General features: G+C 74.0%; 17 protein-coding genes. 9 read left to right on the top strand and 8 right to left on the bottom strand.

From position 1 onward, the window contains the following. Positions 1–254: 254 nt before the first annotated feature. Entirely contained in the window at positions 255–1,385 is a 1,131-nt protein-coding gene (locus ACFTWP_RS13125; protein WP_380264563.1) for a sensor histidine kinase, read from the bottom strand. A 91-nt stretch (positions 1,386–1,476) separates the two neighbouring features. Then, positions 1,477–2,214: a response regulator transcription factor gene (locus tag ACFTWP_RS13120; protein ID WP_380264562.1), complete on the bottom strand. Its 738-nt coding sequence runs from the start codon at positions 2,212–2,214 to the stop codon at positions 1,477–1,479. Between the two features lie 504 nt (positions 2,215–2,718). On the opposite strand from ACFTWP_RS13120, the gene ACFTWP_RS13115 reads away from it, so the two are divergent. The 5 genes from ACFTWP_RS13115 to ACFTWP_RS13095 all read left to right on the top strand — a co-directional run bounded on the left by ACFTWP_RS13115 (position 2,719) and on the right by ACFTWP_RS13095 (position 9,784). Beyond that, positions 2,719–3,492, top strand: a complete 774-nt coding sequence (locus ACFTWP_RS13115) for a rhomboid-like protein (RefSeq protein WP_380264561.1) — start codon at positions 2,719–2,721, stop codon at positions 3,490–3,492. A gap of 213 nt (positions 3,493–3,705) precedes the next feature. Next, complete coding sequence (gene lon, locus ACFTWP_RS13110) at positions 3,706–6,099, top strand: endopeptidase La (protein WP_380264560.1); 2,394 nt, start codon at positions 3,706–3,708, stop codon at positions 6,097–6,099. A gap of 363 nt (positions 6,100–6,462) precedes the next feature. Further along, positions 6,463–7,908: a hypothetical protein gene (locus ACFTWP_RS13105; RefSeq protein ID WP_380264559.1), complete on the top strand. Its 1,446-nt coding sequence runs from the start codon at positions 6,463–6,465 to the stop codon at positions 7,906–7,908. Between the two features lie 102 nt (positions 7,909–8,010). After that, positions 8,011–8,538 (top strand): GtrA family protein, encoded by a 528-nt coding sequence (locus tag ACFTWP_RS13100; RefSeq protein WP_380264558.1) that lies wholly within the window; start codon positions 8,011–8,013, stop codon positions 8,536–8,538. Between the two features lie 13 nt (positions 8,539–8,551). Continuing rightward, positions 8,552–9,784: an ROK family protein gene (locus tag ACFTWP_RS13095; protein WP_380264557.1), complete on the top strand. Its 1,233-nt coding sequence runs from the start codon at positions 8,552–8,554 to the stop codon at positions 9,782–9,784. Between the two features lie 281 nt (positions 9,785–10,065). On the opposite strand, the gene ACFTWP_RS13090 is transcribed toward ACFTWP_RS13095, so the two are convergent. Next, the gene (locus ACFTWP_RS13090; protein ID WP_380264556.1) at positions 10,066–11,124 is read right to left on the bottom strand and encodes a DUF3533 domain-containing protein; all 1,059 of its coding nucleotides are present in this window, start codon (positions 11,122–11,124) and stop codon (positions 10,066–10,068) included. A 99-nt stretch (positions 11,125–11,223) separates the two neighbouring features. On the opposite strand from ACFTWP_RS13090, the gene ACFTWP_RS13085 reads away from it, so the two are divergent. Next, entirely contained in the window at positions 11,224–11,673 is a 450-nt protein-coding gene (locus ACFTWP_RS13085; protein WP_380264555.1) for a MarR family winged helix-turn-helix transcriptional regulator, read from the top strand. Between the two features lie 275 nt (positions 11,674–11,948). Then, a complete protein-coding gene (locus tag ACFTWP_RS13080) occupies positions 11,949–13,505 on the top strand; it encodes an MDR family MFS transporter (RefSeq protein WP_380264554.1) in 1,557 nt (518 codons plus the stop codon). Between the two features lie 197 nt (positions 13,506–13,702). Here ACFTWP_RS13080 and ACFTWP_RS13075 read toward each other — a convergent pair whose 3' ends face one another. Next, complete coding sequence (locus tag ACFTWP_RS13075; RefSeq protein ID WP_380264553.1) at positions 13,703–13,954, bottom strand: hypothetical protein; 252 nt, start codon at positions 13,952–13,954, stop codon at positions 13,703–13,705. Between the two features lie 11 nt (positions 13,955–13,965). Beyond that, positions 13,966–15,138, bottom strand: coding sequence for an anion permease (locus ACFTWP_RS13070; protein WP_380264552.1), 1,173 nt, complete (start codon positions 15,136–15,138; stop codon positions 13,966–13,968). Between the two features lie 336 nt (positions 15,139–15,474). Between ACFTWP_RS13070 and ACFTWP_RS13065 the strand changes: the two genes are divergently transcribed. After that, positions 15,475–17,064, top strand: coding sequence for an NlpC/P60 family protein (locus tag ACFTWP_RS13065; RefSeq protein ID WP_380264551.1), 1,590 nt, complete (start codon positions 15,475–15,477; stop codon positions 17,062–17,064). 200 nt (positions 17,065–17,264) lie between these two features. Here ACFTWP_RS13065 and ACFTWP_RS13060 read toward each other — a convergent pair whose 3' ends face one another. After that, a complete protein-coding gene (locus ACFTWP_RS13060) occupies positions 17,265–19,568 on the bottom strand; it encodes an FdhF/YdeP family oxidoreductase (RefSeq protein WP_380264550.1) in 2,304 nt (767 codons plus the stop codon). Between the two features lie 172 nt (positions 19,569–19,740). Here ACFTWP_RS13060 and ACFTWP_RS13055 point away from each other — a divergent pair, with 172 nt between their 5' ends. Next, a complete protein-coding gene (locus tag ACFTWP_RS13055) occupies positions 19,741–20,835 on the top strand; it encodes a hypothetical protein (RefSeq protein WP_380264549.1) in 1,095 nt (364 codons plus the stop codon). A 55-nt stretch (positions 20,836–20,890) separates the two neighbouring features. On the opposite strand, the gene ACFTWP_RS13050 is transcribed toward ACFTWP_RS13055, so the two are convergent. Together ACFTWP_RS13050 and ACFTWP_RS13045 are read right to left on the bottom strand one after the other, a co-directional pair. After that, positions 20,891–22,834 (bottom strand): FAD/NAD(P)-binding protein, encoded by a 1,944-nt coding sequence (locus ACFTWP_RS13050; RefSeq protein ID WP_380264548.1) that lies wholly within the window; start codon positions 22,832–22,834, stop codon positions 20,891–20,893. Then, on the bottom strand, positions 22,831–23,928 hold the full coding sequence (locus tag ACFTWP_RS13045; RefSeq protein WP_380264547.1) for an amino acid ABC transporter permease: 1,098 nt from the start codon (positions 23,926–23,928) through the stop codon (positions 22,831–22,833). Before ACFTWP_RS13045 ends, ACFTWP_RS13050 begins: the two co-directional genes overlap by 4 nt. Positions 23,929–24,509 lie beyond the last annotated feature (581 nt).

Here is a 24,509-nt window from a genome sequence, read left to right as displayed (position 1 = left end):
AAAAAGTGCGTTAGAAGTTCCGTGGTCAGGGGAAGCGATCGGTTCCGATCCGTGGTCGTACCCTAGTAAATCCGGACAAAACCCGGATGCGCGCGGTCCACATGGTGGACGGTCGCATGATCGGAAATGTTCTGTCCCGATTGTGTGACAGTTGCCCCGGTTCTCCCCGTGTCGCGGCAGCCCCGCCGGTGCCGCCGCCGTCCGTCCCGCCGCCGCTGCCCGTCGCACCGCTGTCCGGGCAGCCGCCGTCCGTCCTACCGCTGCCCGGGCAGCCGGACCTCGATCCGGCAGCCCCGGGCCGCCTCCGCCACCTCGATCTGCCCGCCGTGCAGGTCCACCGCCCAGCGGGCGATCGCCAGGCCCAGGCCCGTACCGCCGTCGCTGCCGGGCCCCTGCGCCGTCGCGGCGCCGCTGCGGCTGAACCGCTCGAAGACCCGGCCGCGGTCCTGCAGCGGGATGCCGGGGCCCTCGTCCTCGACCTCCAGCAGCAGTCCGCCGGGATCCGCCGAGGGCCGCGCGCGCACCGTCACGGTGCCCCCGGGCGGGGAGTGCTTGCAGGCGTTGTCGACCAGGTTGGCGACCACCTGGTGCAGGCGCTCCGGGTCCGCGACGCCGGTCAGCCCGGAGGGGTGGACCTCCAGCGCCAGGCGTACGTCCCCGCGGCGGGAGAAGGCCCCGCCGGCGGTCGCGCCGTCCACCGTGACCCCGCGCAGGACGCCGTCCAGGAAGGTGCGCACCTCGAAGGGGCGGGCGTCCAGCGGCACCACGCCGCCGTCCAGCTTGGACAGGTCCAGCAGGTGGGTGACCAGCCGGCCCAGGCGCTCGGTCTGCTCCAGTGCCGCGCCCAGGGTGGCCGGGTTGGGCTGGACGACCCCGTCGACCACGTTCTCCAGGACGGCGCGCAGCGCGGCGATCGGCGTGCGCAGCTCGTGCGAGACGTTGGCGACCAGCTCGCGCCGGTGCCGGTCGGCGGCCTCCAGATCGGCCGCCATCTGGTTGAAGGTCGCGGCCAGCTCGCCGATCTCGTCGCGGGAGGAGACCTCGACCCGGCGGCTGTAGTCGCCGCCGGCCATCTCGCGGGCGGCGAGCGTCATGTCGCGCAGCGGGGCGGTCAGCCCGTGCGCGAGGAACTGCATGAAGAGCAGGGAGGCGATCATCGAGAAGATCATGATGATCCGGATCTGGGTCTCCGACCGGATCGCGACCACGACCATGCCGCTGGCCAGGAAGACCGAGACGATCACGAGCAGGGTCAGTTTGCCCTTGATCGAGCGCACCGGGTCCAGCGGTCGGATGTCGGCCCAGACGCGGCGCGCCGCTCGGGCGGCCAGGGTCGGCGGCCGGGCGGTGTCGGTGTCCCCGTTGCGTTGCTGTGGAAAGGTCATGAGTCCCCTGACTGATCCCCCGCGAGCCCCCGTTGTGCGTGCACGGCATGGGCCCCCCGGAGGCCCAGCCGCTGGTCGTTCGTCCCGGCCGTCAGGCGGCCGGTGCCTCCAGCGCGTACCCCACGCCGTGGACGGTGCGGATCCAGCTCGCACCGATCTTGCGGCGCAGCGCCTTCACGTGGCTGTCGACGGTCCGGGTGCCGGAGGCGTCGGTCCAGTCCCAGACCTCGGCGAGCAGCTGTTCGCGGGTGAGCACCGCGCGCGGCTGGGCCGCCAGGCAGGCGAGCAGGTCGAACTCGGTCGGCGTCAGGTGGACGTCGCCCGAGGCCAGCCGGACCCGCCGCTGGACGTGGTCGATCTCCAGCTCGCCGAAGCGCAGGCTGCCGAGCGTCGGCGTCCGCGCCGCCTGCTGGGCGCGCTCCACCCGGCGCAGCAGGACGTTGACCCGGGCCGCCAACTCGCGCATGGAGAACGGCTTGGTCATGTAGTCGTCCGCGCCGACCCCGAGGCCGACCAGGAGGTCGGTCTCGTCGTCGCGGGCGGTCAGCATCAGCACGGGCACCGGGCGCTGCGCCTGGATCCGCCGGCACACCTCCAGGCCGTCGAAGCCGGGCAGCATGATGTCGAGGACGACGAGGTCGGGCTGCCAGGTGTGGAAGCCGTCGACCGCGCCGGGGCCGTCGTGGGCCACGGCGACCTTGAAGCCCTCCGCGCCCAGCCGGGCCGCGATCGACTCGGCGATCGTCGGCTCGTCCTCCACCACCAGCACTCTGCGCTGGCTGCTCACCGCGCTGCTGGTGTTGTTGTTGTCCTGCTGAATTTCTGTCACGGTCACGCCACCGCCCCCAGGGCTGCGGGCCGGCCGTCGATGGGACGGCGGGCTCCGCTCGTAGTCTTGTTCCGTCGTGGACTGTGCCGGGTCCGCCGTCCCCGCAGGTGCGGACGGGGTCGCAGGTGTGGACTGCGGACCCCTTCCGCACACCCGCAGAGTACGGACAGCGGGCGGTTTCCGGCAGGTGGACCAGGCGTTTTCGGCCCGTGGGCCGACCCCGGGGACCGGGATCCGGCCCGGTCCGGAGTTGGCACGGGCCGATACCTTACCCGCCCAGAATTTCCCCCGTAACGGTGCGTATGCACCCAAGCGGGTGGCAGACTCCCCGGGGGTACCGCTACTCGTGCGTAAACAGAGGGATGGTCCGGACCATCCGGGCCGACTCCTCGATCGTGTGTGCTCGATCTTCACAGCGTGTTCCCAGGGAATGCTCAGATCCCCAAAGTAACGTGAGCACGACAAGTGTGGCAGCAAAGTCGTCCGGCCGGGAACGGAGGTGCGGTGGCAGGGACGCGACGGGAGTCCGCCGCTCCGGGGCCGCCCTACGGCGGCCTGCGCTTCGGCCTGCGCACCGGGGTCGCCGCGTGGGTGCTCCGGCGATTCCCCACGCCCCGGCGCACCCCCTTCACGCTGGCCTTCCTCGGCGTGCTCGTGGCCACCACGCTCTTTTCCCGGCTGGCCGATCCGGGGCTGGTCGGCCACCTCCAGGCGCTGTCAAGCACGGACGGTCACAACCTGCTGCGGCATCCGCTGCGGGCACTGGTCCTCAGCGGCTTCTGGGTGGCCGGCCCGGTCTGGATGCCGTACCTGTGGGCCTTCGTCCTCGCCGCGGCCCCGCTGGAGCGCCGGGTCGGCGCGGCCCGGGCGGCCGGGGTGTTCGCCGCCGGGCACGTGCTGGCGACCCTGCTCTCGCAGGGCGTGGTCGCCGCCGCAGTCCGCACCGGCCGGCTCGGCCCCGACGCGCTGGACCGCCTCGACATCGGGATCAGTTACGGCGTGCTCGCCACTCTGGGGGCGCTCGCCGTGCTGCTCCCGCCGGTCGGCCGGCTGCTTGTGCTGGGGGGAGTGGGGCTGCTGGTCGCCGACCAGGTGGTCGCCGACCGGGACCTCGTCACGGGCGTCGGCCATCCGGCGGCGCTGGTGCTCGGCGTCCTCCTCGGGTACCTGCTGCGCCGCCGGTCGCGCCCGCCCCGTCGGGCCGGCGGCTCCCGTCCGGCCGCCGGGCCCGAGCCCACGGGGCGCCCGCGCGGGCGGGCCGTCCTCGACCGGGTCTGACCCTCCCCGGCCGGTCCCCGCCGTCGGCCCGCCCCTCGTTCGTCGTGGCCGCACCCCGCCGCCGGCCCGGGCCCACGGCTGTCCAGCAGGGCTTTTGACGCGGTCCCGGCAGGCCCCCCGCCCTTTCGCTGCCGGCGAACATCCCCCCGGGAACAACCGGCCCTCGCGAAACCTTAGTCAGGTCAGCTCAACTTCACTGACTGGGGAGAGATCATGGCATCGACGTCCACACCGCTCACCCTGCCCGTCCTGCCGCTCGACGACGAGGTCGTACTGCCGGGCATGGTCGTCCCGCTGGACCTGTCGGACACCGAGGTGCGGGCCGCGGTCGAGGCCGCCCGGGCCGCGGCCGTCGGCACCCAGAAGCCCCAGGTCCTGCTGGTCCCGCGGGTGGACGGCTCGTACGCGGCGGCCGGCACCCTCGCCACCGTCGAGCAGGTCGGCCGGCTCGCCGACGGAGACCCGGCGGCGCTCGTCCGGGCCGTGCGCCGGGTCCGGATCGGCGTCGGCACCACCGGCCCCGGCGCCGCGCTCTGGGTGGAGACCGGCCCGTTCCGCGAGTCCACCGTGCCGACCCCGCTCACCGGCCGGGCCGCCGAGCTGGCCAAGGAGTACAAGGCGGTCTCCACCCAGTGGCTGCGCAAGCGCGGCGCCTGGCAGATCGTCGACCGGGTGGCCCAGATCGAGGGCGTCGGCGAGCTCGCCGACAACATCGGGTACGCGCCCTTCGCCACCGCCGAGCAGAAGCTCAAGGTGCTGCTGGAGGCGGACCAGATCGCCCGCCTGGAGTACGCGCTCACCCTGCTCCGCGACCACCTCGCGGAGGAGGAGGTCAACGACACCATCCGCAAGGACGTCGAGGAGGGCGTCGCCAAGCAGCAGAAGGAGTTCCTGCTCCGCCGCCAGCTGGAGGCCGTCCGCAAGGAGCTGGCCGAGCTGAACGGCGACCCGGCCGACGAGGAGGGCGACTACCGGGCCCGGGTCGAGGCCGCCGACCTGCCGGCGAAGGTCCGCGAGGCGGCCCTCAAGGAGGTCGACAAGCTGGAGCGCGCGTCCGACCAGTCGCCCGAGGGCAGCTGGATCCGCACCTGGCTGGACACCGTGCTGGAGCTGCCCTGGAACGAGCGCTCCGAGGACGCCTACGACATCGCCGGCGCCCGCGCCGTGCTCGACGCCGACCACGCCGGCCTCGCCGACGTGAAGGACCGCATCGTCGAGTACCTGGCCGTCCGCAAGCGCCGCGCCGACCAGGGGCTCGGCCTGATCGGCGGCCGCCGAGGGGGTGCCGTGCTGGCGCTCACCGGCCCGCCCGGGGTCGGCAAGACCTCGCTGGGCGAGTCGGTGGCCCGTGCGATGGGCCGCTCGTTCGTCCGGGTCGCGCTCGGCGGCGTCCGGGACGAGGCCGAGATCCGCGGCCACCGCCGCACCTACGTCGGCGCGCTGCCCGGCCGGATCGTCCGAGCGATCAAGGAGGCCGGCTCGATGAACCCGGTCGTGCTGCTCGACGAGATCGACAAGGTCGGCTCCGACTACCGGGGCGACCCGGCCGCCGCCCTGCTCGAAGTGCTCGACCCGGCCCAGAACCACACCTTCCGCGACCACTACCTGGAGGTCGAGCTCGACCTCTCCGACGTCGTCTTCCTCGCCACCGCCAACGTGGTGGAGGCCATCCCCGAGGCCCTGCTCGACCGGATGGAGCTGGTCCGCCTCGACGGCTACACCGAGGACGAGAAGGTCGTCATCGCCCGCGACCACCTGCTCCCGCGCCAGCTGGAGAAGGCGGGGCTCAGCCCGGACCAGGCCTCGCTGACCGAGGAGGCGCTGCGCCTGCTCGCCGGCGAGTACACCAGGGAGGCCGGCGTGCGGAACCTGGAGCGCGCCATCGCCCGGGTGCTGCGGAAGGTGGCCGCGCAGAGCGAGCTCGGCGAGCGCGAGCTGCCGGTCGCGATCGGCGCCGGCGACCTGCGGGCCCTGATCGGCCGGCCGCACCACACCCCGGAGGCGGCCCAGGAGCCGGCCGAGCGGCGCACCGCCGTCCCCGGGGTGGCGACCGGGCTCGCGGTGACCGGCGCGGGCGGCGACGTCCTCTACATCGAGGCCTCGCTCGCCGACGCCGAGACCGGCGGCACCGGCCTGACCCTCACCGGGCAGCTGGGCGACGTGATGAAGGAGTCGGCGCACATCGCGCTCTCCTACCTGCGCTCGCGCGGCGCCGAACTGGAGCTGCCGGTGACCTCCCTGCGGGACCGCGGCGTGCACCTGCACGTGCCGGCCGGGGCCGTGCCCAAGGACGGGCCGAGCGCGGGCATCACCATGACCACCGCGCTGGCCTCGCTGCTCTCCGGCCGCAAGGTCCGCAACGACGTGGCGATGACCGGTGAGGTGTCGCTCACCGGGCGGGTGCTGCCGATCGGCGGGGTGAAGCAGAAGCTGCTCGCCGCCGACCGGGCCGGCGTCACCACGGTGATCATCCCCAAGCGCAACGAGCCGGACCTCGACGACGTCCCGGCCGAGGTGCTGGAGCGGTTGACCGTCCACCCGGTGGCGGACGTGCGCGAGGTGCTGGCCCTGGCCCTGGAGCCGGCGGGGGTGCTGGTCGCCGCGTAGGGGCTGGCCGGCAAGATCCGCCGGCGGGCCGGGTCCGGGCGCGCCCGGCGGGACGTGACGTCCCGTCGGGCGCGTCCGCGTGCTGGGACGCCCTTGTGAGACGCCTCGTCAGTACTCCAGCATGGGGCCCATGGATCGCCACGCCCACCTGAGCCGTCGACTCGACGTCGACCTGGCCCACGCGTGTTCCGCGATCTGTCGCCGCGCCGTCTGACAGCGCGGTGACCCCGCCCGGCCGTGTCCGGGTCCTTCCCTGTCCGAGACTCCCCGGGTTCCGGGTGAGCGTCCGGGCGGCGTGCACCGCTGTCCTCCGCCCCCGGGCGCGTCCCGGAGCGGCTCACCACGACCCCGGACGGGACACCCATGCGCCTCGCGCCCCCTCTTCGCGCCGCCGTACTCTCCGCCGCCGCGCTGCTGCTCACCCTCGGCGGGACCACGCCCGCCGCGGCGGCCGGCACCTTCGGCCCGCTGCCGCCGCACAACCCCTACGCCGGCCCGGCGGGCACCGCCACCATGCACGGCGACACCGGCTCCTCGGACGCCACCCCGCTGCCCGGCCCGAAGGCCGGCCCGCTCTCCTCCGACCGGATCGCCCTGCAGTCCGCCTGCCCGACCGTCCTGGTCGGCTCCGACGGATTCCCCGTCGCGCTCTGCACCACGATCTTCGGGCTCACCCCCACCGTCCACCTGCTCGACCCGGCCGACGGCGGCTCGCTCGCCGAACTGCCGCTCGCCAAGGGCTCCCTGCTCGGCGGCGTGTACGCCTACCTGGACAACCTCGACCGCCTGGTCGCCGTCGACGGCAACGGCGACCTGCTGCGGATCGCCCACCGCCGCGACGCCGCCGGCCACTGGGGGCTGTCCGTCGACAGCCGGCTCCCGCTCGGCGCCGCCGTCCCGGCCGGGGACGCCGTCACCGGGGTCTCGCCCGACTGGCAGGGCCGGGTCTGGTTCGCCACCGGCGGCGGCGTGGTCGGCACCGCCGACGACCGGACCGGCACCGTCCGCACCCTCGCGCTCCCGGCGGGCGAGAAGGTCGCCAACAGCATCTCCACCGCCCCCGAGGGCACCGCCGTCTCCACCACCCACGCCACCTACCTGCTGACCGCCGGGGCCGACGGCACCCCCGCGATCACCTGGCGGCGGGCGTACGACCGCGGGCCCGCCCGCAAGCCCGGCCAGCTCAGCTGGGGCACCGGCTCCACCCCCACCTTCTTCGGGCCGCGCACCGGCACCGACTACGTCACCATCGTCGACAACGCCGCGCCGACCGTGAACCTGCTGGTCTACCGCACCGACACCGGCGCCCAGGTCTGCTCCGTACCCGTGCTCCGGGCCGGCGGCAGCGGCAGCGAGAACTCACCGGTGGCCGTCGGCAACGCCGTCTTCGTCGCCAGCACCTACGGGTACCCGTACCCCAAGCTGCCGGAGGACGCCGGCCCGAGCGTGCCCGCCTCCGACAAGTTCCGCGGCGGCCTCAGCCGGGTCGACGTCCGCGCCGACGGTTCCGGCTGCGACCTGGCCTGGGACACCAAGGTGCGCTCCGCCGCGGTGCCCAGGCTCTCGACCGCCGACGGGCTGATCCACACCGTGCTGCGCAACCCGGTGATCCCCGGCACCGACGCGACCTCGGTGCTGGACCCCTACTACTACGCCGAGGTCGACCCGGCGACCGGCGCGGTGGTGCGCACCGCGTACACCGGTGCCGGGTTCATCTTCGACACGCTCCAGATGGTCGGCTCGATCGCACCCGGCGGGGTCGTCTACCAGGGCACCACCACCGGCGTGCTGCGGATCACCGCGGAGTGAGCCCGGGCGGGTAGGGGCACGACGGGGCGCCCGGTGCCGGCCGTGAGCCGGGCCGGGCGCTCGGATTCCGACTGCGGCCGGTCACCGTGCGAGACTGCGAAGATGCCGTCCCCCACGCAGCGCGCCCTGGCCCGAGTCCCGGCCGGAATGCGCCCCTTCCTGGTGAGACACCGCAAGCTGGTGAAGTTCCTCCTGGTCGGGAGCACGTGTTTCGTGCTGACCCTGGTGGTGAACCTCTCGCTGAAGCTCACCGTGCTCCAGCACAAGCCGGTGGCGGCCCTGACCGTCGCCACCGTCATCGCCACCGTCGTCTCCTACGTGCTGAACCGACAGTGGTCCTTCCGGGCGAACGGCCGGCAGCGGGAGGCCGTCCTGTTCTTCGTGGTCAGCGCGGTGGCCGTGCTGGTCAACGACGTGCCGCTGATCGTCTCCCGCTACCTGCTGGACCTGCGCGAACCGGACGTCAGCGCCTTCACCCAGGAGATCGCGGACCTCGTCAGCGGCATGCTGATCGGCACCCTGCTGGCCATGGTCTTCCGCTACTGGGCGATGAAGCGCTGGGTCTTCGTCCACCTGACCGAGTCCGCCTCGGCTCCGCAGGACAGTCCCCAGCGGGTACCCCAGGCCTGAGAGGGCGAGAGCGATGCGTGAGACGGACGCCGGGCAGGCCGGACCGGCCAGCCAGCAGGGCATGCGCCGGGCCAACCTGGCCCTCGTGCTCGGACAGATCGCCCAGGGCCCGCGCTCCCGGGCCGAGGTCGCCGCGGCCACCGGACTCACCCGGGCGGCGGTCTCCTCGCTGGCGGAGGAACTGCTGGGCGCGGGCCTGCTCACCGAGGCCGGCACCGCCACCCCCAGCGGCCGGGTCGGCCGGCCCGGCACCGCCCTGGGCCTCGCCCCGGACGGACCGGGCGGCCTGGGCGCCGAGATCGGGGTCCAGCACCTGGCGGCCTGCGTGGTGGACCTGCGCGGCGAGGTCCGCAGCTGGCACCGGACGGAGATCCGCAACCAGGGCCGGGAGCCCGCCGCCGTCCTCGCCGACCTCGCCGACCTGCTGCGCCGGGCGGTGGGCGAGTCCGGCCTGCGGCCGGCCGGGCTCACCGTGGCCGTTCCCGGCCTGGTGGGCTCCGCCGAGGGCATGGTCGAGCGGGCGCCCAACCTCGGCTGGTCCCGGGTGCCGGCCACCGCCGAGCTTCGGCAGGCACTGCGGGGGGCCCGGGCCGGCGAGCTGGCCGCCCTGCCGATCGAGATCGACAACGAGGCCAACCTGGGCGGACTGGCCGAGCTCTGGCTCGGCGGGCGGCCCGGCGACTTCGTCCACCTGTCGGCCGAGGCCGGCATCGGCTCGGCGATCGTGGTCGGCGGCCGGCTGCTGCGCGGGGCGCGCGGCTTCGCGGGCGAGCTCGGACACGTACCGGTGCGCCCGGACGGGCCCCCGTGCGCCTGTGGGGCGCGCGGGTGCCTGGAGCAGTACGCGGGCGAGGCGGCGGTCCTGCGCGCGGCCGGCCTGGAGGGCGACCGCGGCGACTGGGTGGCGCTGCTCGCCGAGCGGGCGGCGGCGGGGGACGAGGCGGTGCTGGCCGCGCTGGCCGGGGCCGGCGCGGCGCTCGGCATCGCCGCCACCGGCGCGGTGAACCTGTTGGACCCGGCGGAGCTGGTGCTCGGCGGCGGCTACACCGAGCTGGCGCCCTGGCTGCTGCCGGCGATGCGGGCCGAGCTCGCCGCCCGGGTGACGGTGCGGCCCTGGTCGGACGAGTGGCTGACGGTCTCCGAGCTGGGCCGCCGGGGCCCGCTGCTGGGCGCGGCGGTCGGCGTCGTCCGGGCGATCGTCGCGGACCCCGGCCGGTTCGCGGGCCGCGGAGCCGACTCCGCCTGAGGCGCCCCGCCGGACCCGTACCGCCGGACCCGTACCGCCCGACCCGTACCGCCGGACCCGTACCGCCGGACCCGTACCGCCCGACCCGTACCGCCCGACCCGTACCGCCCGACGCCCGGGTGCGGCGGGCGGGCGGGCCCCCGGGGGGGGGCCGGCCCGCCCCCGGGGGGGCGGGCACCCGGCCCCGCGCGCTCGCCGACCGGCCGTCGCGCCCGGGCGCCCCGGCCCCCGGCGAGGGGGCCGGCCGTCCGTCGGGCGAGCGTACGCCGCTCAGAGCCGTTTCAGAGCGGGGCCGGTTCGCGGTCCGGGCCGGGCACCGCGCCCGCCTCCTCGCGACCGGGCCGGAAGCCCACCGCCAGCAGGGTGCCGCCCACGCCGACCACCGCCCAGGCGACCAGCACCATCAGCGGCACCGCGATCCCGGTGGCGCCGAAGTACGCGATGGAGCGGGCCACGTCGGTGCCGGCGCCGTTGGGGAACCAGGCGCCGATGGCCCGCCAGAACGCCGGCATCAGCGGCGGCGGGAAGACCCCGCCCGCGCTGGGGTTGCCGAGCACCACGAAGAGCAGCACCGCCAGCCCGATGCCGACGACGCCGAACAGGCACTGCAGCGCCATGGTGAAGGCCCCGACGGCGAACACCACCAGGCTGCCCAGGCCCGCCAGGCCCCAGAGGGAGCCGGGCAGCGCGTCCAGCACGGGGCCGACGATCACCGCGCCGCCGATGCCGGCCGCCACCGAGTAGAGCGCCAGCGCGCCCAGCCGGATCACCGCACGGCTGGTGTTGGCCGGCCGGGAGCCGGCGCTGATGCCGAGGATCGAGGCGACCAGGTAGCCGCCGACGCACCAGCCGATCACCAGGTAGAAGGAGGAGAGGCCCTCGGCGTCCCCCGCGGCGAGCGGCACCACGTCCCGGACCACGATCGTCCGGCCCTGGCTCCCGGCGATCCCGGTGGCGATCTTCTCGGCGGCCGTCGCCGCGGCGGGTCCTCGCGCGTTGGCCACCAGCAGGGTGTCCTGGGTGCCGGCGGGGTCGAAGAGGATGGCCGCGTAGACCTTCTGATCCTTGATCAGGGAGGTGGCCGCGGCCGGGTCGGCCGCCGTGGACGCCCGGACGGCGTCGTCCGGTACCGCCTCCAGGGCGGCCACCAGTCCGGGCTGCACCTGGGGCGGGGCGACCACCGCGATCGAGAGCTGATGCGGCGTCGGATCGTGCAGTGCGCCGACGTACGACACGATGAAACCCAGTTGGAGCAGGAGGACGGCGATGACCAGCAGTGCTGTGCGGGGGGTCACCGCGTCCTTGAGTTCGGCGGCGAATCCCTGCCCGGGGGCGGCCATCGACATCTCCTCACTTTCGGGGATGAATCGGATACTTCATATCATCAACTACTGATCTGCCCGGGAATCCCGCGCCGATGCCTGCGGGATACTGACCCGGTGAGTGACGAGCGGGCTCTGCTGGCGGTGGAGCGGGAGATTGCACTGCTGTTCCGGCGTGGCCGGGCGAAGGTGGCGGAGCTCTCCCGCCAGGTGCACCCGGAGCTGGAGGGCACGGCGTACAGCATGCTCGGCTTCATTGAGCAGGCCGGCCGGGTGCGGGTGACCGACATCGGCGCGCACTTCGCGGTCGGCAAGGCCACCGTGAGCCGGCAGGTCAAGGCACTGGAGGAGATCGGTCTGGTCGCCCGCGAGGCCGACCCGCTGGACCGCCGGGCCTCGCTGGTCTCGCTCACCCCGGACGGCGCGGAGCGCTACCTGCGGGTCCGCGACTCCCGTACGGGACGCTTCCGCGAGCTGCTGGCGACCTGGCCGCAGGACGACGTGGTGCGCTTCGCCGACCTGTTGGAGCGGTTCAACGGGCTGACCGGGGAGTCGCCGGAGAGCTGACCGGGTCGGTCTGCTCCCTCCTTCTCCGACGCGCCCCCACGTTCGGCCCGTCGGTCCGCTCCCTCCTTCCTCCGAGTCCTCGCCCCGCGTTCGGCCCGTCGGGGTGATCCGACGTGCCCCGGCACGCCCCCGCGCGGCGGGGCGGGGACGAACCACCGGCGCGGTTCATGGGCGGTCGAGGATTTTACTTGGGCTTGAATAAAGTTGCCTGAGTCAACCATTCACCCTATGGTTGCTCAAGGCAACGAATTTCGCGTCAACGCCGAAGGACCCCGATGACCGTCACCTCACCCGCTCCGACCGCGGCCGCCACCGGCGACGACACCCCGATGACCCACCGCCAGGTGCTCGAAGCCCTCTCCGGACTGCTGCTCGGGCTGTTCGTCGCGGTGCTGTCCTCGACGGTCGTCTCCAACGCCCTGCCGCGGATCCTCACCGACCTGCACGGCGGCGAGTCCGCGTACACCTGGGTGATCACCGCGGCCCTGCTCTCGCTCACCGCGTCCACCCCGATCTGGGGCAAGCTCTCCGACCTGGTCAGCAAGAAGCTGCTGGTGCAGATCGCCCTGGTGATCTACATCGTCTCCTCGGCGCTCGCCGGCCTCTCCCAGAACACCGCCGAACTGATCGCCTGCCGGATCCTCCAGGGCATCGGCGCCGGCGGCGTCACCGCGCTGGCGCAGATCTGCCTGGCCGCGATGGTCCCGCCGCGCGAACGGGGGCGCTACAGCGGCTACTTCGGCGCCGTCTTCGCCCTCGCCACCATTGGCGGCCCGCTGATCGGCGGCGTCATCGTGGACACCGACTGGCTCGGCTGGCGCTGGTGCTTCTACGTCGGCATCCCCTTCTCGCTGGTCGCCATCCTGGTGCTGCAGCGGACCCTGAAGCTGCCGGTGGTCCGCCGCAAGGCGAAGATCGACTACCTCGGCGCGACCGTCATCACCGGCGCCGTCAGCCTGCTGATGATCTGGATCACGCTGGCCGGCAAGAACTACCCGTGGCTCTCCTGGCAGACCCTGGCGATGGTCGGCGGCGGTCTGCTGCTCGGCGCCCTCGCGGTCGTGGTCGAGCGGCGCGCCGCCGAGCCGATCATCCCGCCGGCGCTCTTCCGGCACCGCACCGTCACCCTCGCCGCGATCGCCAGCGTGCTGGTCGGCGTCGGGATGTACGGCGCGACGACCTTCCTCAGCCAGTACTTCCAGCTGGCCCGGGAGAAGTCGCCCACCACGGCCGGCCTGATGACGCTGCCGATGATCCTCGGCCTGGCGGTCTCCTCCACCGTCGCCGGCAAGCTGATCACCCGCTACGGGAAGTGGAAGGCCTACCTGGTCGCCGGAACCTTCCTGCTGGCCGTCGGGTTCGCGCTGCTGGGCACCGTCCGCGACGACACCGGGTACGGCCTGCTCTCCCTCTACATGGCGCTGACCGGCATCGGTCTCGGCCTGACCATGCAGAACCTCGTCCTCGCGGTGCAGAACACCGTGCCGAAGGCCGAGCTCGGCGCGGCCAGCTCGGTGGTCACCTTCTTCCGCACCATGGGCGGCGCTATGGGCGTCTCGGCCCTCGGCGCCCTGATGACCAACCGGGTCGGGCACTACCTGACCGAGAACCTGGCCGCGGCGGGCATCCCCGCCGGTCACGCCGGCGCGGCCGGCGGCGGCGAGATCCCGGACCTGCACGCGCTGCCCGCGCCGGTCGTCCCGCTGGTGACCGACGCCTTCGGGCACGGCGTCGGCGTGGTGTTCCTGGTGGCGGCGCCGTTCGCGCTGCTGGCCTTCCTGGTGGTGCTCCTCATCCGGGAGATCCCGCTGCGGACCGGTACCCAGGGCTGAGGCGGCGAGCCGGCCGGGCGCCGGCGAGGCGAAGGGGCTGACGGCGGAGAACCTCCGCCGTCAGCCCCTTCGCCGTCTGCCCTTCCCGCGCCCCCGTCCCCCGATCCCGCGCTCCGCTGCCGCCGGGCTGGCACCCCCGGGAACGCCGAACGGCCGGGGCGGATGACCGCCCCGGCCGTTCGACGTGCGGGTGGTGACTACCCCGCGATCAGCGACAGTCCGTAGACCACCACCGCCGCGCAGGCGGCGAAGCAGAGCGAGGCGCCGGCCAGGTGGGCCTTCGCCCGGCCCGCGCCGGCGCCGCCCGCGGTGGCGGAGCCGGCCGCCTCCAGGGCGGCCTCACGGCGCGACAGGGCGAGGATGCCGAGGGCGAAGACCGTCACCACCGCGACGGTGATGCCGAAGCTGATGCCGGCGGTCTGGGCCAGCGCGTTCCACTTGATGTTCATGGCGTTGCTCCTCAGGCCGCGACGGTGGTCTTGACGGGGGCGGGGGAGGCCGGGGTCGGCACCGGGGTGACCTCGACCGCCGCGGCGTCGTGGACGTTGCCGGCGTGGACCGGCTGGCGGCGGGAGACGACGTACATCGCGCCCGAGCCGGCCACCAGGGCCGCGCCGACCACGATGACGCCCCAGGTGCCCTGGTCGGCGACGAACGCGGCCAGGCCGGCCACCGTGGCGGCGGCGGGCAGGGTCAGGCCCCAGGTGTAGACCATCCGACGCGCCATGCTCCAGTTGAGCTCGCGCTTGGGGCCGCCGAGGCCGGCGCCCATGATGCCGCCGGAGCAGACCTGGGTGGTGGAGAGGCCGTAACCCATGTGGGACGAGGTCAGGATGACCGCGGCGGCGGCCGTCTCGGAGGAGAAGCCCTGCGGCGGCTGGATGTCGGCCAGGCCCTTGCCCATCGACCGGATGATGCGCCAGCCGCCCATGTAGGTGCCGAGCGCGATGGCCGCGCCGGCGCCGATGATCACCCAGGTGGGGGGCAGCGCGCCCTTCGGCAGGGCGCCGACGGACACCAGGGTCAGGGTGATGATGCCCATCGTCTTCTGGGCGTCGTTGGTGCCGTGGGCCAGCGAGATCAGCGAGGACGAGGCGATCTGGCCGGTCTTGAAGGCCTTGGTGGTGGTCTTCTCGTTGCCCCGGCGGGTGATCGCGTACGCCAGCTTGGTGGCGCCCCAGGCGGCCAGGCCGGCCACGATCGGGGAGGCCACGGCCGGGATGAGGATCTTGGTGACGACGGTGTTGAAGTTCACGCCGTTGATGCCCACGCCGACGATCGTGGCGCCGATCAGGCCGCCGTACAGCGCGTGCGAGGAGCTGGAGGGGAGGCCTCTGAGCCAGGTCAGCAGGTTCCACAGGATCGCGCCCACGAGGGCGGCGAAGATGATCGACGGGTGGATGCCCGCCTTCTCGTTGACGATGCCACCCGAGATGGTGGTGGCCACCTTCACGGACAGGAACGCGCCCGCGAAGTTGAGGACCGCCGCGATGGTGACCGCGACCTTGGGCCGCAGGGCACCGGTGGCGATGGAGGTGGCCATCGCGTTGGCGGTGTCGTGGAACCCGTTGGTGAAGTCGAAGGCGAGCGCCGTGATGATCACGACGGCTACCAGGAACGAGATGTGTTCCATACCCAAACAATCGTCGTAGTTGTCGCACTGACGTTGGTGTCACGGGCGACCGTAGGGATGGCGGATGAACGGAAGGTGAACAGGGTCGGGCATCGTGGGGCCTGGGATGTCCGGGAGGTTGCGGAGGCCCTGTGAAAGTGTGAAGAGAGTGTTGCCGGGCCGCCATTTTGAGCGGTTCACACCCTTCGTGGTGTTTTGCTGAGATCTGGCTCACAGTCCCTGAAGAATTCATCAATATGTGCGGGCACGGTCTGTCTCGGCCGGGGCCGCCGTGACAGGATTCGGCAGAGATCCGGAGGCCGAACCGAAGAGCTGCCGGAGGGGGAGGGCGGGCCGATGGGCGGGGCTTTGTGGCGTACGGAGTCGACCGGGGTACGACCGTGGGTACGGGCCGCGCTCCGCTGCGGCGCGGTGCTGGCGGTGGCCGCGCTGTCACTGCCCTTCGCCACCCAGGCGGCGTTCGCCGCACCCGAGCCGTCCGGCACCCCCTCGATCTCCGCGCCGACCGTCTCGCCCGGCGCTGACCCGCTCGCCGACGCGAAGAACACCCTCGGCCCGCTGCTCGACCAGCTGCACCTCCTCTACGGCAACGCCGAGGCGGCCACCGAGCAGTACAACGCCACCGTCGCCAGGCTCGCCGAGCAGCAGACCACCCTCGCCGACCTGCGCGGCCGGGTGGAGCGCCAGCAGAAGGCGGTGGACGCCGGCACCGACGTCGCCGCCCAGCTCGCCGCCGCGCAGTACCGCAACGGCAGCGCCTCGGCCTACGCCGAACTGCTGCTCGCCGAGGACCCGTACGAGGCGGTCACCATCGCCGAACTGCTCGCCGAGGCCAGCCGCTCCCAGTCGGCCTTCCTGGACCACCTCAAGGCCGACCGCGCCAACCTCACCGAGCTGCAGAAGCAGGCCGAGGCGGCGCTGAAGGAGTCCCAGGCGCTCGCAGTCCAGCAGGACGCGGCCAAGGCCACCGTGGCGACCCAGCTCGCCGAGGTCGAGAAGCTGGTCACCTCGCTGACCGGCGCCCAGCGCACCGAGCTCGCCGTCCTGGAGAAGGCCCAGGCCGACCAGGCCCAGCTGGCCTTCCTCGCCTCCGGCGCACTCGGCAAGGGGGAGCGCACGCCCTCGCAGGCGGGTCGCGCGGCGGTCGCGTACGCGCTGGCCCAGCTCGGCAAGCCCTACGTCTGGGGCGGCGCGGGGCCGGACGTCTTCGACTGCTCGGGGCTGACCTCGCAGGCCTGGCTGCACGCCGGCCGGCCGGTGCCGCGCACCAGCCAGGAGCAGTGGGCCCAGCTCCAGCACGTGCCGCTGAACCAGCTGCGCCCCGGCGACCTGGTCGTCTACTACGCGGGCGCCACCCACATCGCGCTCTACATCGGCGGCGGCCTGGTGGTGCAGGCGCCGCGCCCCGGCGCGGTGATCAAGGTGTCGCCGATCGGATCGATGCCGATCCTCGGTGCCGTCCGCCCCGACCCGGACACCGCCTCCGACGAGCAGGGCGGCGCCTGGAAGGTGCCGGAGCTCCCGAAGGACTGGGACACCGCCACCCCGATCGCGCCGTCCCCGCCGGCCACCCTGCCGCCCGTGGTGCCCGCGCCGGGCACCGGCACGCCGCCCGTCACGACCCCGGGCACGGCCGAGCCGACGACCTCGCCGACCGCCAACGGCACCCCGACCGACCCCGGTACGCCGTCCGGGACGGGCACCCCGTCGGGCACGGGCACCCCGTCCGGGACGGGTACGCCGTCCGGCACCGGCAGCCCGTCGGGCACGGGCACCCCGTCCGGGACGGGCACGCCGTCCACCGCCACGCCGGACCCGTCCGCCACCGCGCCGTCCGCCTCGGGCACCGTCGCGTCCTCCGCGGCGCCGACCTCGGCCTCGGCGCAGCCGGAGAGCGCCTCGGCCTCCGCCTCCGGGACGGGCTGAGCCCGCCGCTGGCCGAGCCCGGCCGCACCCCGGGTGGGGGTGCGGCCGGGCTCGCTGGTTCAGGTCCGCTGGTTCAGGTCCGCTGGTTCAGGTCCGCTGGTTCAGGTCCGCTGGTTCAGGTCCGCTGGTTCAGGTCCGCTGGTTCAGGTCCGGTGGTTCAGGTCCGGTGGTTCAGGTCCGCTGGTTCGGGTCCGGTGCTTTCAGGCCTGGGCGAGGCCGCTGTCGGGCTCGAAGCGCACCACGACCGCCTTCGAGGTCGGGGTGTTGCTGATGTCGGCGGTCGAGTCCAGCGGCACCAGCACGTTGGTCTCCGGGTAGTAGGCCGCCGCACCGCCGAGCGCCACCGGGTAGTGCACCACCATGAAGTGCGGCGCCCGGCGCTCCACGCCGTCCCGCCACTCGCTGACCAGGTCCACGTACGCGCCTTCGTCCAGGCCCAGGGCGGCGGCGTCCGCCGGGTTCACCAGCACCACCCGCCGGCCGCCGGTGATGCCGCGGTAGCGGTCGTCCAGGCCGTAGATCGTGGTGTTGTACTGGTCGTGCGAGCGCAACGTCTGCAGCAGCAGCCGGCCGGGCGGCACCTCGGGCGCGGTCAGCGGGTTGACGCTGAAGTTGGCCTTCCCGGTGGTGGTGGGGAAGGACCGGCTGTCGCGCGGACCGTGCGGCAGGGCGAACCCGCCGGGGCGGCGGACCTTCTCGTTGAAGTCCTCGAAGCCGGGTACGACGCGCGCGATCCGCTCCCGGATGCTGTCGTAGTGCTCCGCGAAGTCCTCCCACGGGGTGTCGTCCTGCGGGCCGAGGGTGGCCCGGGCCAGCCGGCAGACGATCGCCACCTCGGAGAGCAGCCCCCGCGCCGGCGGCCGCAGCCCGCCGCGCGAGGAGTGCACCATGCCCATCGAGTCCTCGACGCTGACGAACTGCGCGCCCCCGCCGGTGACGTCCCGGTCGGTGCGGCCGAGCGTCGGCAGGATCAGCGCCCGGGCGCCGGTGACCACGTGCGAGCGGTTCAGCTTGGTCGAGACGTGCACGGTGAGCCGGCAGCGCCGCATCGCGGCCTCGGTCACCCCGGTGTCCGGGGTGGCCGCCACGAAGTTGCCGCCCATCGCGAAGAACACCCGCACCCGGCCGTCGCGCATGGCCCGTATGGTCTCCACCGCGTCGAAGCCGTGCTCGCGCGGCGGCTCGAAGGAGAACTCCTTGCCCAGCGCGTCCAGGAAGGCCGAGGACGGTCGCTCGAAGATGCCCATCGTCCGGTCGCCCTGGACGTTGCTGTGCCCGCGCACCGGGCAGACCCCGGCCCCGGGCCGGCCGATGTTGCCGCGCAGCAGCAGGAAGTTGACCACCTCGCGGATCGTCGGCACGGCGTGCTTGTGCTGGGTGAGGCCCATCGCCCAGCAGACGATGATCTTCCGGGAGGAGAGCACCATCGAGGCGAGTTCCTCGATCTGCTCGTACGGCAGGCCGGTGGCGGCGAGCACCGCCGCGCGATCGGTCGTCCGGGCGTCGGCCGCCCACTCCTCGAAGCCCAGGCAGTGCCGCTCGATGAACTCGTGGTCCAGCACGTTGCCGTGCTTCTCCTCGGCGGCCAGCAGCAGCTGGTTGAGCGCCCGGAACAGGGCCAGGTCGCCGCCGAGCCGGATCTGCAGGAACAGGTCGGTGAGCTTGGTGCCGTGGCCGGCCAGTCCGCGGGCGTTCTGCGGGTTCTTGAACCGCTCCAGGCCGGCCTCGGGCAGCGGGTTCACGCTGACGACCTTCGCCCCGGCCCGCTTGGCCCGCTCCAGGGCGGAGAGCATCCGGGGGTGGTTGGTGCCCGGGTTCTGCCCCGCCACGATGATCAGGTCCGCCTGGTACAGGTCCTTCAGGCTGACGCTGCCCTTGCCCACCCCGAGCGTCTCCACCAGCGCGGAGCCGGAGGACTCGTGGCACATGTTGGAGCAGTCCGGCAGGTTGTTGGTGCCGAGGCGGCGGGCGAACAGCTGGTAGGCGAAGGCGGCCTCGTTGCTGGTCCGGCCCGAGGTGTAGAAGGCGGCGCCGTCCGGGGTGTCCAGGGCCCGCAGCTCCTCGGCCACGATCGCGAACGCGCGCTCCCAGGAGACCGGCACGTAGTGCGAGGCGCCCTCGTCCAGCAGCATCGGCTCGGTGAGCCGGCCCTGCTGGCCCAGCCAGTAGCCGGAGCGCTCGGCCAGCTCCGCGACCGGGTGCGCGGCGAAGAACTCGGCGGTGATCCGCCGTTCGGTGGCCTCCTCGGCGACCGCCTTGGCGCCGTTCTCGCAGAACTCGGCGGCGTGCGTCTTCCCGGGTTCGGGCCAGGCGCAGCCGGGGCAGTCGAAGCCGTCCGGCTGGTTGACCTTGCTCAACGTCGCCAGGGTGCGGCGGGCGCCCATCTGCTCGGCGGCCATCCGAAGGCTGTGGCCCACGGCCGGCAGGCCGGCCGCCGCGTGCTGCGGGGCGGACACCTGCGGGGCGTCCTGGGCCGGGTCGCTCTGCGGGGCCTGCTTCGCCATGACTGGCACCTCCGGATCGTGCGGGCCGCGCCGTCGCCTGCCCTCGTTCCCATCCTTCCACTCGTACCGACGAGCCGGATCGGCCGGGCTTCCCGGGCCCGCGGCCCCGGGCCCGCGGCCCCGGGCCGGCGGCCGCCTGGTCCGGGCGGAGCGGGACGGGACACAATGTGCGGTGCCGACCGACGCAGAGGAGCCGTGGACCATGTCGCTGAGCGGAGCCGCACCGGAGCCCCCCGGGCGGTACGGGCCGCCGCCGGCCGCACCTCCGGCGCCGTACCCGGCCGCACCGCCGGCCCCGCCCGCCGCGCCGCCGCTCGTACCCGCCGCGGCGGTGCCCGGCACGGTACCGCCCGCCGCCGTACCCCCTGCCGCCGTACCGCCCGCTGCCCTACCGCCAGCCGCCGTACCGCCGCCCGCCGCGCAGCCGCTGGTGCCGGCGGCCACCGACGGAGTCCGGGCGGAGCTGCTCCGGCAGCGGGAGGCGGCGCGCGGGGCCGAGGCCGGCGAGGCGGCGCGACTGCTGGACGGGATCGCCCGCGAGATGGTCGCCCGGCTCGGCCGCTACGACCGCGACACCCTCACCACCTGGCGCGAGCTGGCCTGGTACCGGGACGCCCGGGGGGACGCCGGCGGCGCCCTGCACCTCCTGGAGCAGGTCGTCCCCGACCTCGTCCAGGCCCTCGGCCCGGCCGATCCCGACACCCTGCAGGCCCGCTTCGAGCTGGCCGTGCTCACCGGCACCGTGGGCAACCCGCACGGCGCCGCGCAGCAGCTGCACGCGCTGATCCCGCAGCTCGCGGCCACCCTGGGGCCCTACGACGAGCGGGTGCTGAAGGCCCAGCACGACCTGGCGCTGCAGGTGGCCGACACCGGGGACGTGGGCGGGGCGCTGAACCAGCTGCGGCTGCTGGTGCCGCTCGTCCAGCAGATGCTCGGCGAGGGGCATCCGCTGCTGGCCGAGGTCCGGCTGGACCTCGGCCGCTACGCGGAGCTCTGGGGTCTGACCCCGGGCGGCCGGTCCGCCGGGCTCGGCTGGGTGGAGGCGGTGGCGATGGTCCACCGGCTGCTGGTCTGGGACTTCGAGACCGACCGGGAGGCCGACGCCACCCTGCGCGAACTCGAACGCCGCACCGGGGTGCGTGACCTGATGGACCGGATCTTCCTGGCCCCGGAGCACCTCACCACCGAGCAGGTGGCGGCGACGGCGCTCGGCGTACCGGGCCGGCCGTCGCCCGTACCGCCGCCACCGCCGGTCTCCGCCTACTGATCGCCTGCTCGGCGGGCCGCCGGATCGGGAGGCCCGGGAGAGGTGCCGGCCCGGCCTACGGCGCCGCCGCGACCGCGAGGCCGCCCGCGCCCTGCCGGGCGGCGGGCCGCGGGCCGGCCAGGTCGCGCAGGATGGCCCGGGCCGCCGCGTCGTTCTGCCGGAAGCCCGGCGAGTCGGTCCGTGGACGGGCGAAGGCGCCGGCCGCCCGCAGGCTGGTGTGCGGGCCGAGCGCGGTGCGCCGCGGATGGGCGGCGCCGCCGAGCGCGGGGTCCAGGATCCGGCTCTCCCCGGGCGAGATGGTGAGCAGGCCGGAGCGGTGGGTGTGCTCCTCGTCGGCGACCACCTCCTCGGCGATCCGGCCGTCCTGGTACAGCTGCCGCAGCAGCGGGTCCTTCGTCCGGGCCAGGACGTGCGGCGGGAGGTAGCCCTCGATCAGTGCGGTGGCGGTCACGCTGTGCCCGGGCACGGTCGGGCTGGTGGCCCGGAAGGTGCCGGTGGCCTCGTCGGTCTCGACCGCGATGTCGGCGCCCAGGAAGCGCACCACCCCGGCCTCGGAGAGCGCGAGCAGCTGGCGCAGCCGGAATCCGGGCGGGCCGGAGGCGAGGAAGTTGAAGAAGCCGAACCACCACCCGTCCAGCTCCTCCTCCACCGAGCGGGCGGTGAGCCGGTCGGAGGTCATCAGCCGGGGCAGCTGGCCGAACAGCGAGAGCAGGGCGAGGAAGGCGCCCAGGTCGGCGCTGTGGGCGGGGTCGGCGCGGCGGTCGGCGTCGGCCGCGACGTAGCCGCGCAGCCGCTGCTGGAGCTCCTCGTCGGAGCCGAGCCGCAGGCCGGCCAGCGGGTGGTCCAACTGCTCGAAGTCCAGCCGGTCGGCGGGGTCGGGCACCGCGGCGGCGGTCAGCCGGGCCAGCGTGGGCGAGTACCAGTCGAGCCGGTCGTACGCGGCGAGGAAGTCCGCCCAAGGGACGGTGGTGCGCTCGGGGTGCGCGTGGAACAACTCGTGGTAGTACCCGAAGCCGACCTCCTTGGCCATCAACGGCCAGAAGTCCCGCCGGAGTTCGAGCCGGCCGGGCCGGGCGAGGACTTCGTCCACGGCGGCCCGGTCGAAGTAGCGGGGGAGCGGCGCGAGCGGGCCCTGCAGCCGGTAGCCGGTCTTCGAGTGGTACGGGACGCCGCGCCGCGAGCCGGCGTGGATCACCGGCTCCCGGCCGGACGGACGGTAGACCAGGCCGTCGGCCGTCTCCTCGAAGCGGCCGCCCCGGCCCTCGGTGAGCATCGCCGTCAGGTCGACGAAGGCCAGGCCCAGACCGCGCAGCAGCACGTGCTCGCCGGGGGCTATCGCCGAGAGGTCGGCGTCCGCCGAGTAGGCCGGCGCGAGGTGGAACCGGCCGTGCCGGGCGGCGAACCGGGCCATCGGGGCGTGCCGCGGATCGGGCTCGGAGTCCAGGTGCCCGAGGGTGAGCGCCACGTGGTCGGCGCTCAGCGTGCGGCTGCCGAGGCGCACCAGTTGCGGGCCGTCGGCCGCGCCGGTGAGCTCCAGGACGGTCTCGCGGTGCACGGTGACGGTGACGTGCGCCGGCAGGTCGGCGACCGCGCGGCGGAGCACCCAGTCCAGGTAGGCGCTCTGCGCGCGACGGGTGGGGAAGTCGGTCGGCGCCAGCTCGCGCAGCTCGTCCCGGACCGCCGGGTCGGCGACCTCCCGGTACGGCGCGAACTCCGTGCTGCGGGCGGCCCATTCGGCCAGTGAGGGGCCCGGGCGGACCGGCCCCTCGATGGTCGACCGCTCGTCCGTGAACATGGTCACGTCCTCGGCCATCGAGTTCATCCGGAGCAGCGGCGACTGCTCGTGGCGCCAGATCCGGCCACCGCCGGGCGGGTGCGGGTCGACCAGGTGGATGTGCAACGGCTGGTCGGAGGGCAGGAGTTCGGCGGCGTTGGCGGCGATCCGCTCCAGCAGGCCGGTGCCGCGCGGCCCGGCGCCCACGATCACCAGGGTGGTCATCGGCCCTCCCCGGGGGTGCTCGCGTCGGCTCGCCCGAGCAGCCGGCGGTAGCCGGCCGCGGCCCGTTGCAGCGGGGTCGGCGGCAGGCCGTCCCGGCTGGCGCCCCGGGCGAAGTGGCGCTCCACGTAGTACTGGCCGGCCGACAGGACGGTGGTGACCACCAGGTACCAGAGGGTGGCGACCACCAGCATCGGGATCACCTGGTAGGTCTGGTTGTAGACCAGCTGCACCGAGTAGAGCAGGTCGGAGACGGCCAGCACGCTCACGATGCTGGTGCCCTTGAGGGCGCTGATCAGCATGTTCCCGGCGGTCGGCACGATGGACCGCATGGCCTGCGGGATGACGATCCGGCGCAGCACCCGCGCCCGGCCGAGCCCCAGTGCCTGGGCGGCCTCCAGCTGCCCCCGGTCGACGGAGAGGATGCCGCCGCGCACCACCTCGGCGGCGTACGCGGCCTCCAGCAGGGTCAGTCCGATCACCGCGGTGAGGGTCGGGCCGAGCAGGTTGACGGTCTTGAAGGTGATGAACTCCGGGCCGAACGGGATGCCCAGGCCGAGCGTCGGGTAGAGCGCGCCGATGTTGAAGAAGAACAGCAGCTGGACCAGGGGCGGGGTCGAGCGGAAGAGCCAGATGTAGCCCCAGGCGACGGTGCGCAGCACCGGGTTGCCGGAGAGCCGCATGGTGGCCAGCACGGTCCCCAGGACGAAGCCGAGGGAGAGCGTCGCGGCGGTCAGCCACAGGGTGAGGGTGAGGCCGTCCAGGACGGAGGTGGAGGTGAAGTAGGCGGCCACCACGTCCCATTGGAAGGCCCGGTTGCGGACGATCGAGCTGACCGCCATGGCGAGCAGCAGCAGCGCGACCGCGGCGGAGACCCACTGCCAGGGGCGCCGGCGGCCGACCACCGGGGCGTCGGTGAGCGGGTCCGGCGGCGCGTCCGGTGGGGCCGCGGGCGGGGTGCCCGGCGGGGTGTCCGGTCGTGGCTGCGGGGTGCCGGCCGGACCGGTGCCGGACGGGGTCTCGGCGGGTGCGGGCGTGGCGGGTGTCTTGGCGAGGGGGGTTCCGGCGGCGGTCAGGACGTCCTGCGGCGTGGCCATGTGGAGGGCTCCAGGCGGGGAGGTGCGGGCAGGCAGGCGGGCGTCGTCACGTACTGCCGTCGCGCGGTCCGCGTCCCTCAACGCGGCCGGGCGTGCACTCACTCCACCTGAATCGTACGCGCGAACGATCGGTCCGTGTCAAGGGCGGTCTTGTGGTCGGTCCATCAATGCTGCTTTCCTGCTGAGGAGTTGACGGACATTACCGGCGTCCGCGCCCCGTGGTGGCCGGCGGGGCGGTCGGAGCGCGGATCGAGGGGGACAGGAGAGCGGCAGGAGGGGGCGGGAGAGCATAGGGGGCAGGTTAGGGGTGCACGGAAATGGGACGGTGGTTGACGAAGCCCGTCCTTCACTGCTCAACTTGCCCCATGTACGCCGAGCAGCACCTGGTCACCCGCGACCACATCGACTTCGGTCGGGTGTGGTCCGCGGCGTGTCGCGGCTGACTCGGCAGCGGGCCGTCTGACCGGCCCTTCTCTCCTTCGGAGACCCCTCCCTCGGTGCCCCCGACGCGGGCCGGGAAGCCGTCCCCAGTCGACGGTTCCCAAGGCGCACGCTGCCGCCTCCTCACTCCAGTCGTACCA

The sequence above is a fragment of the Kitasatospora sp. NPDC057015 genome (assembly GCF_042673745.1).
GTDB lineage: Bacteria > Actinomycetota > Actinomycetes > Streptomycetales > Streptomycetaceae > Kitasatospora.
The sequence above is the reverse complement of the archived record's forward strand: the minus strand, read 5'-3'. Positions and strand labels throughout refer to the sequence as shown.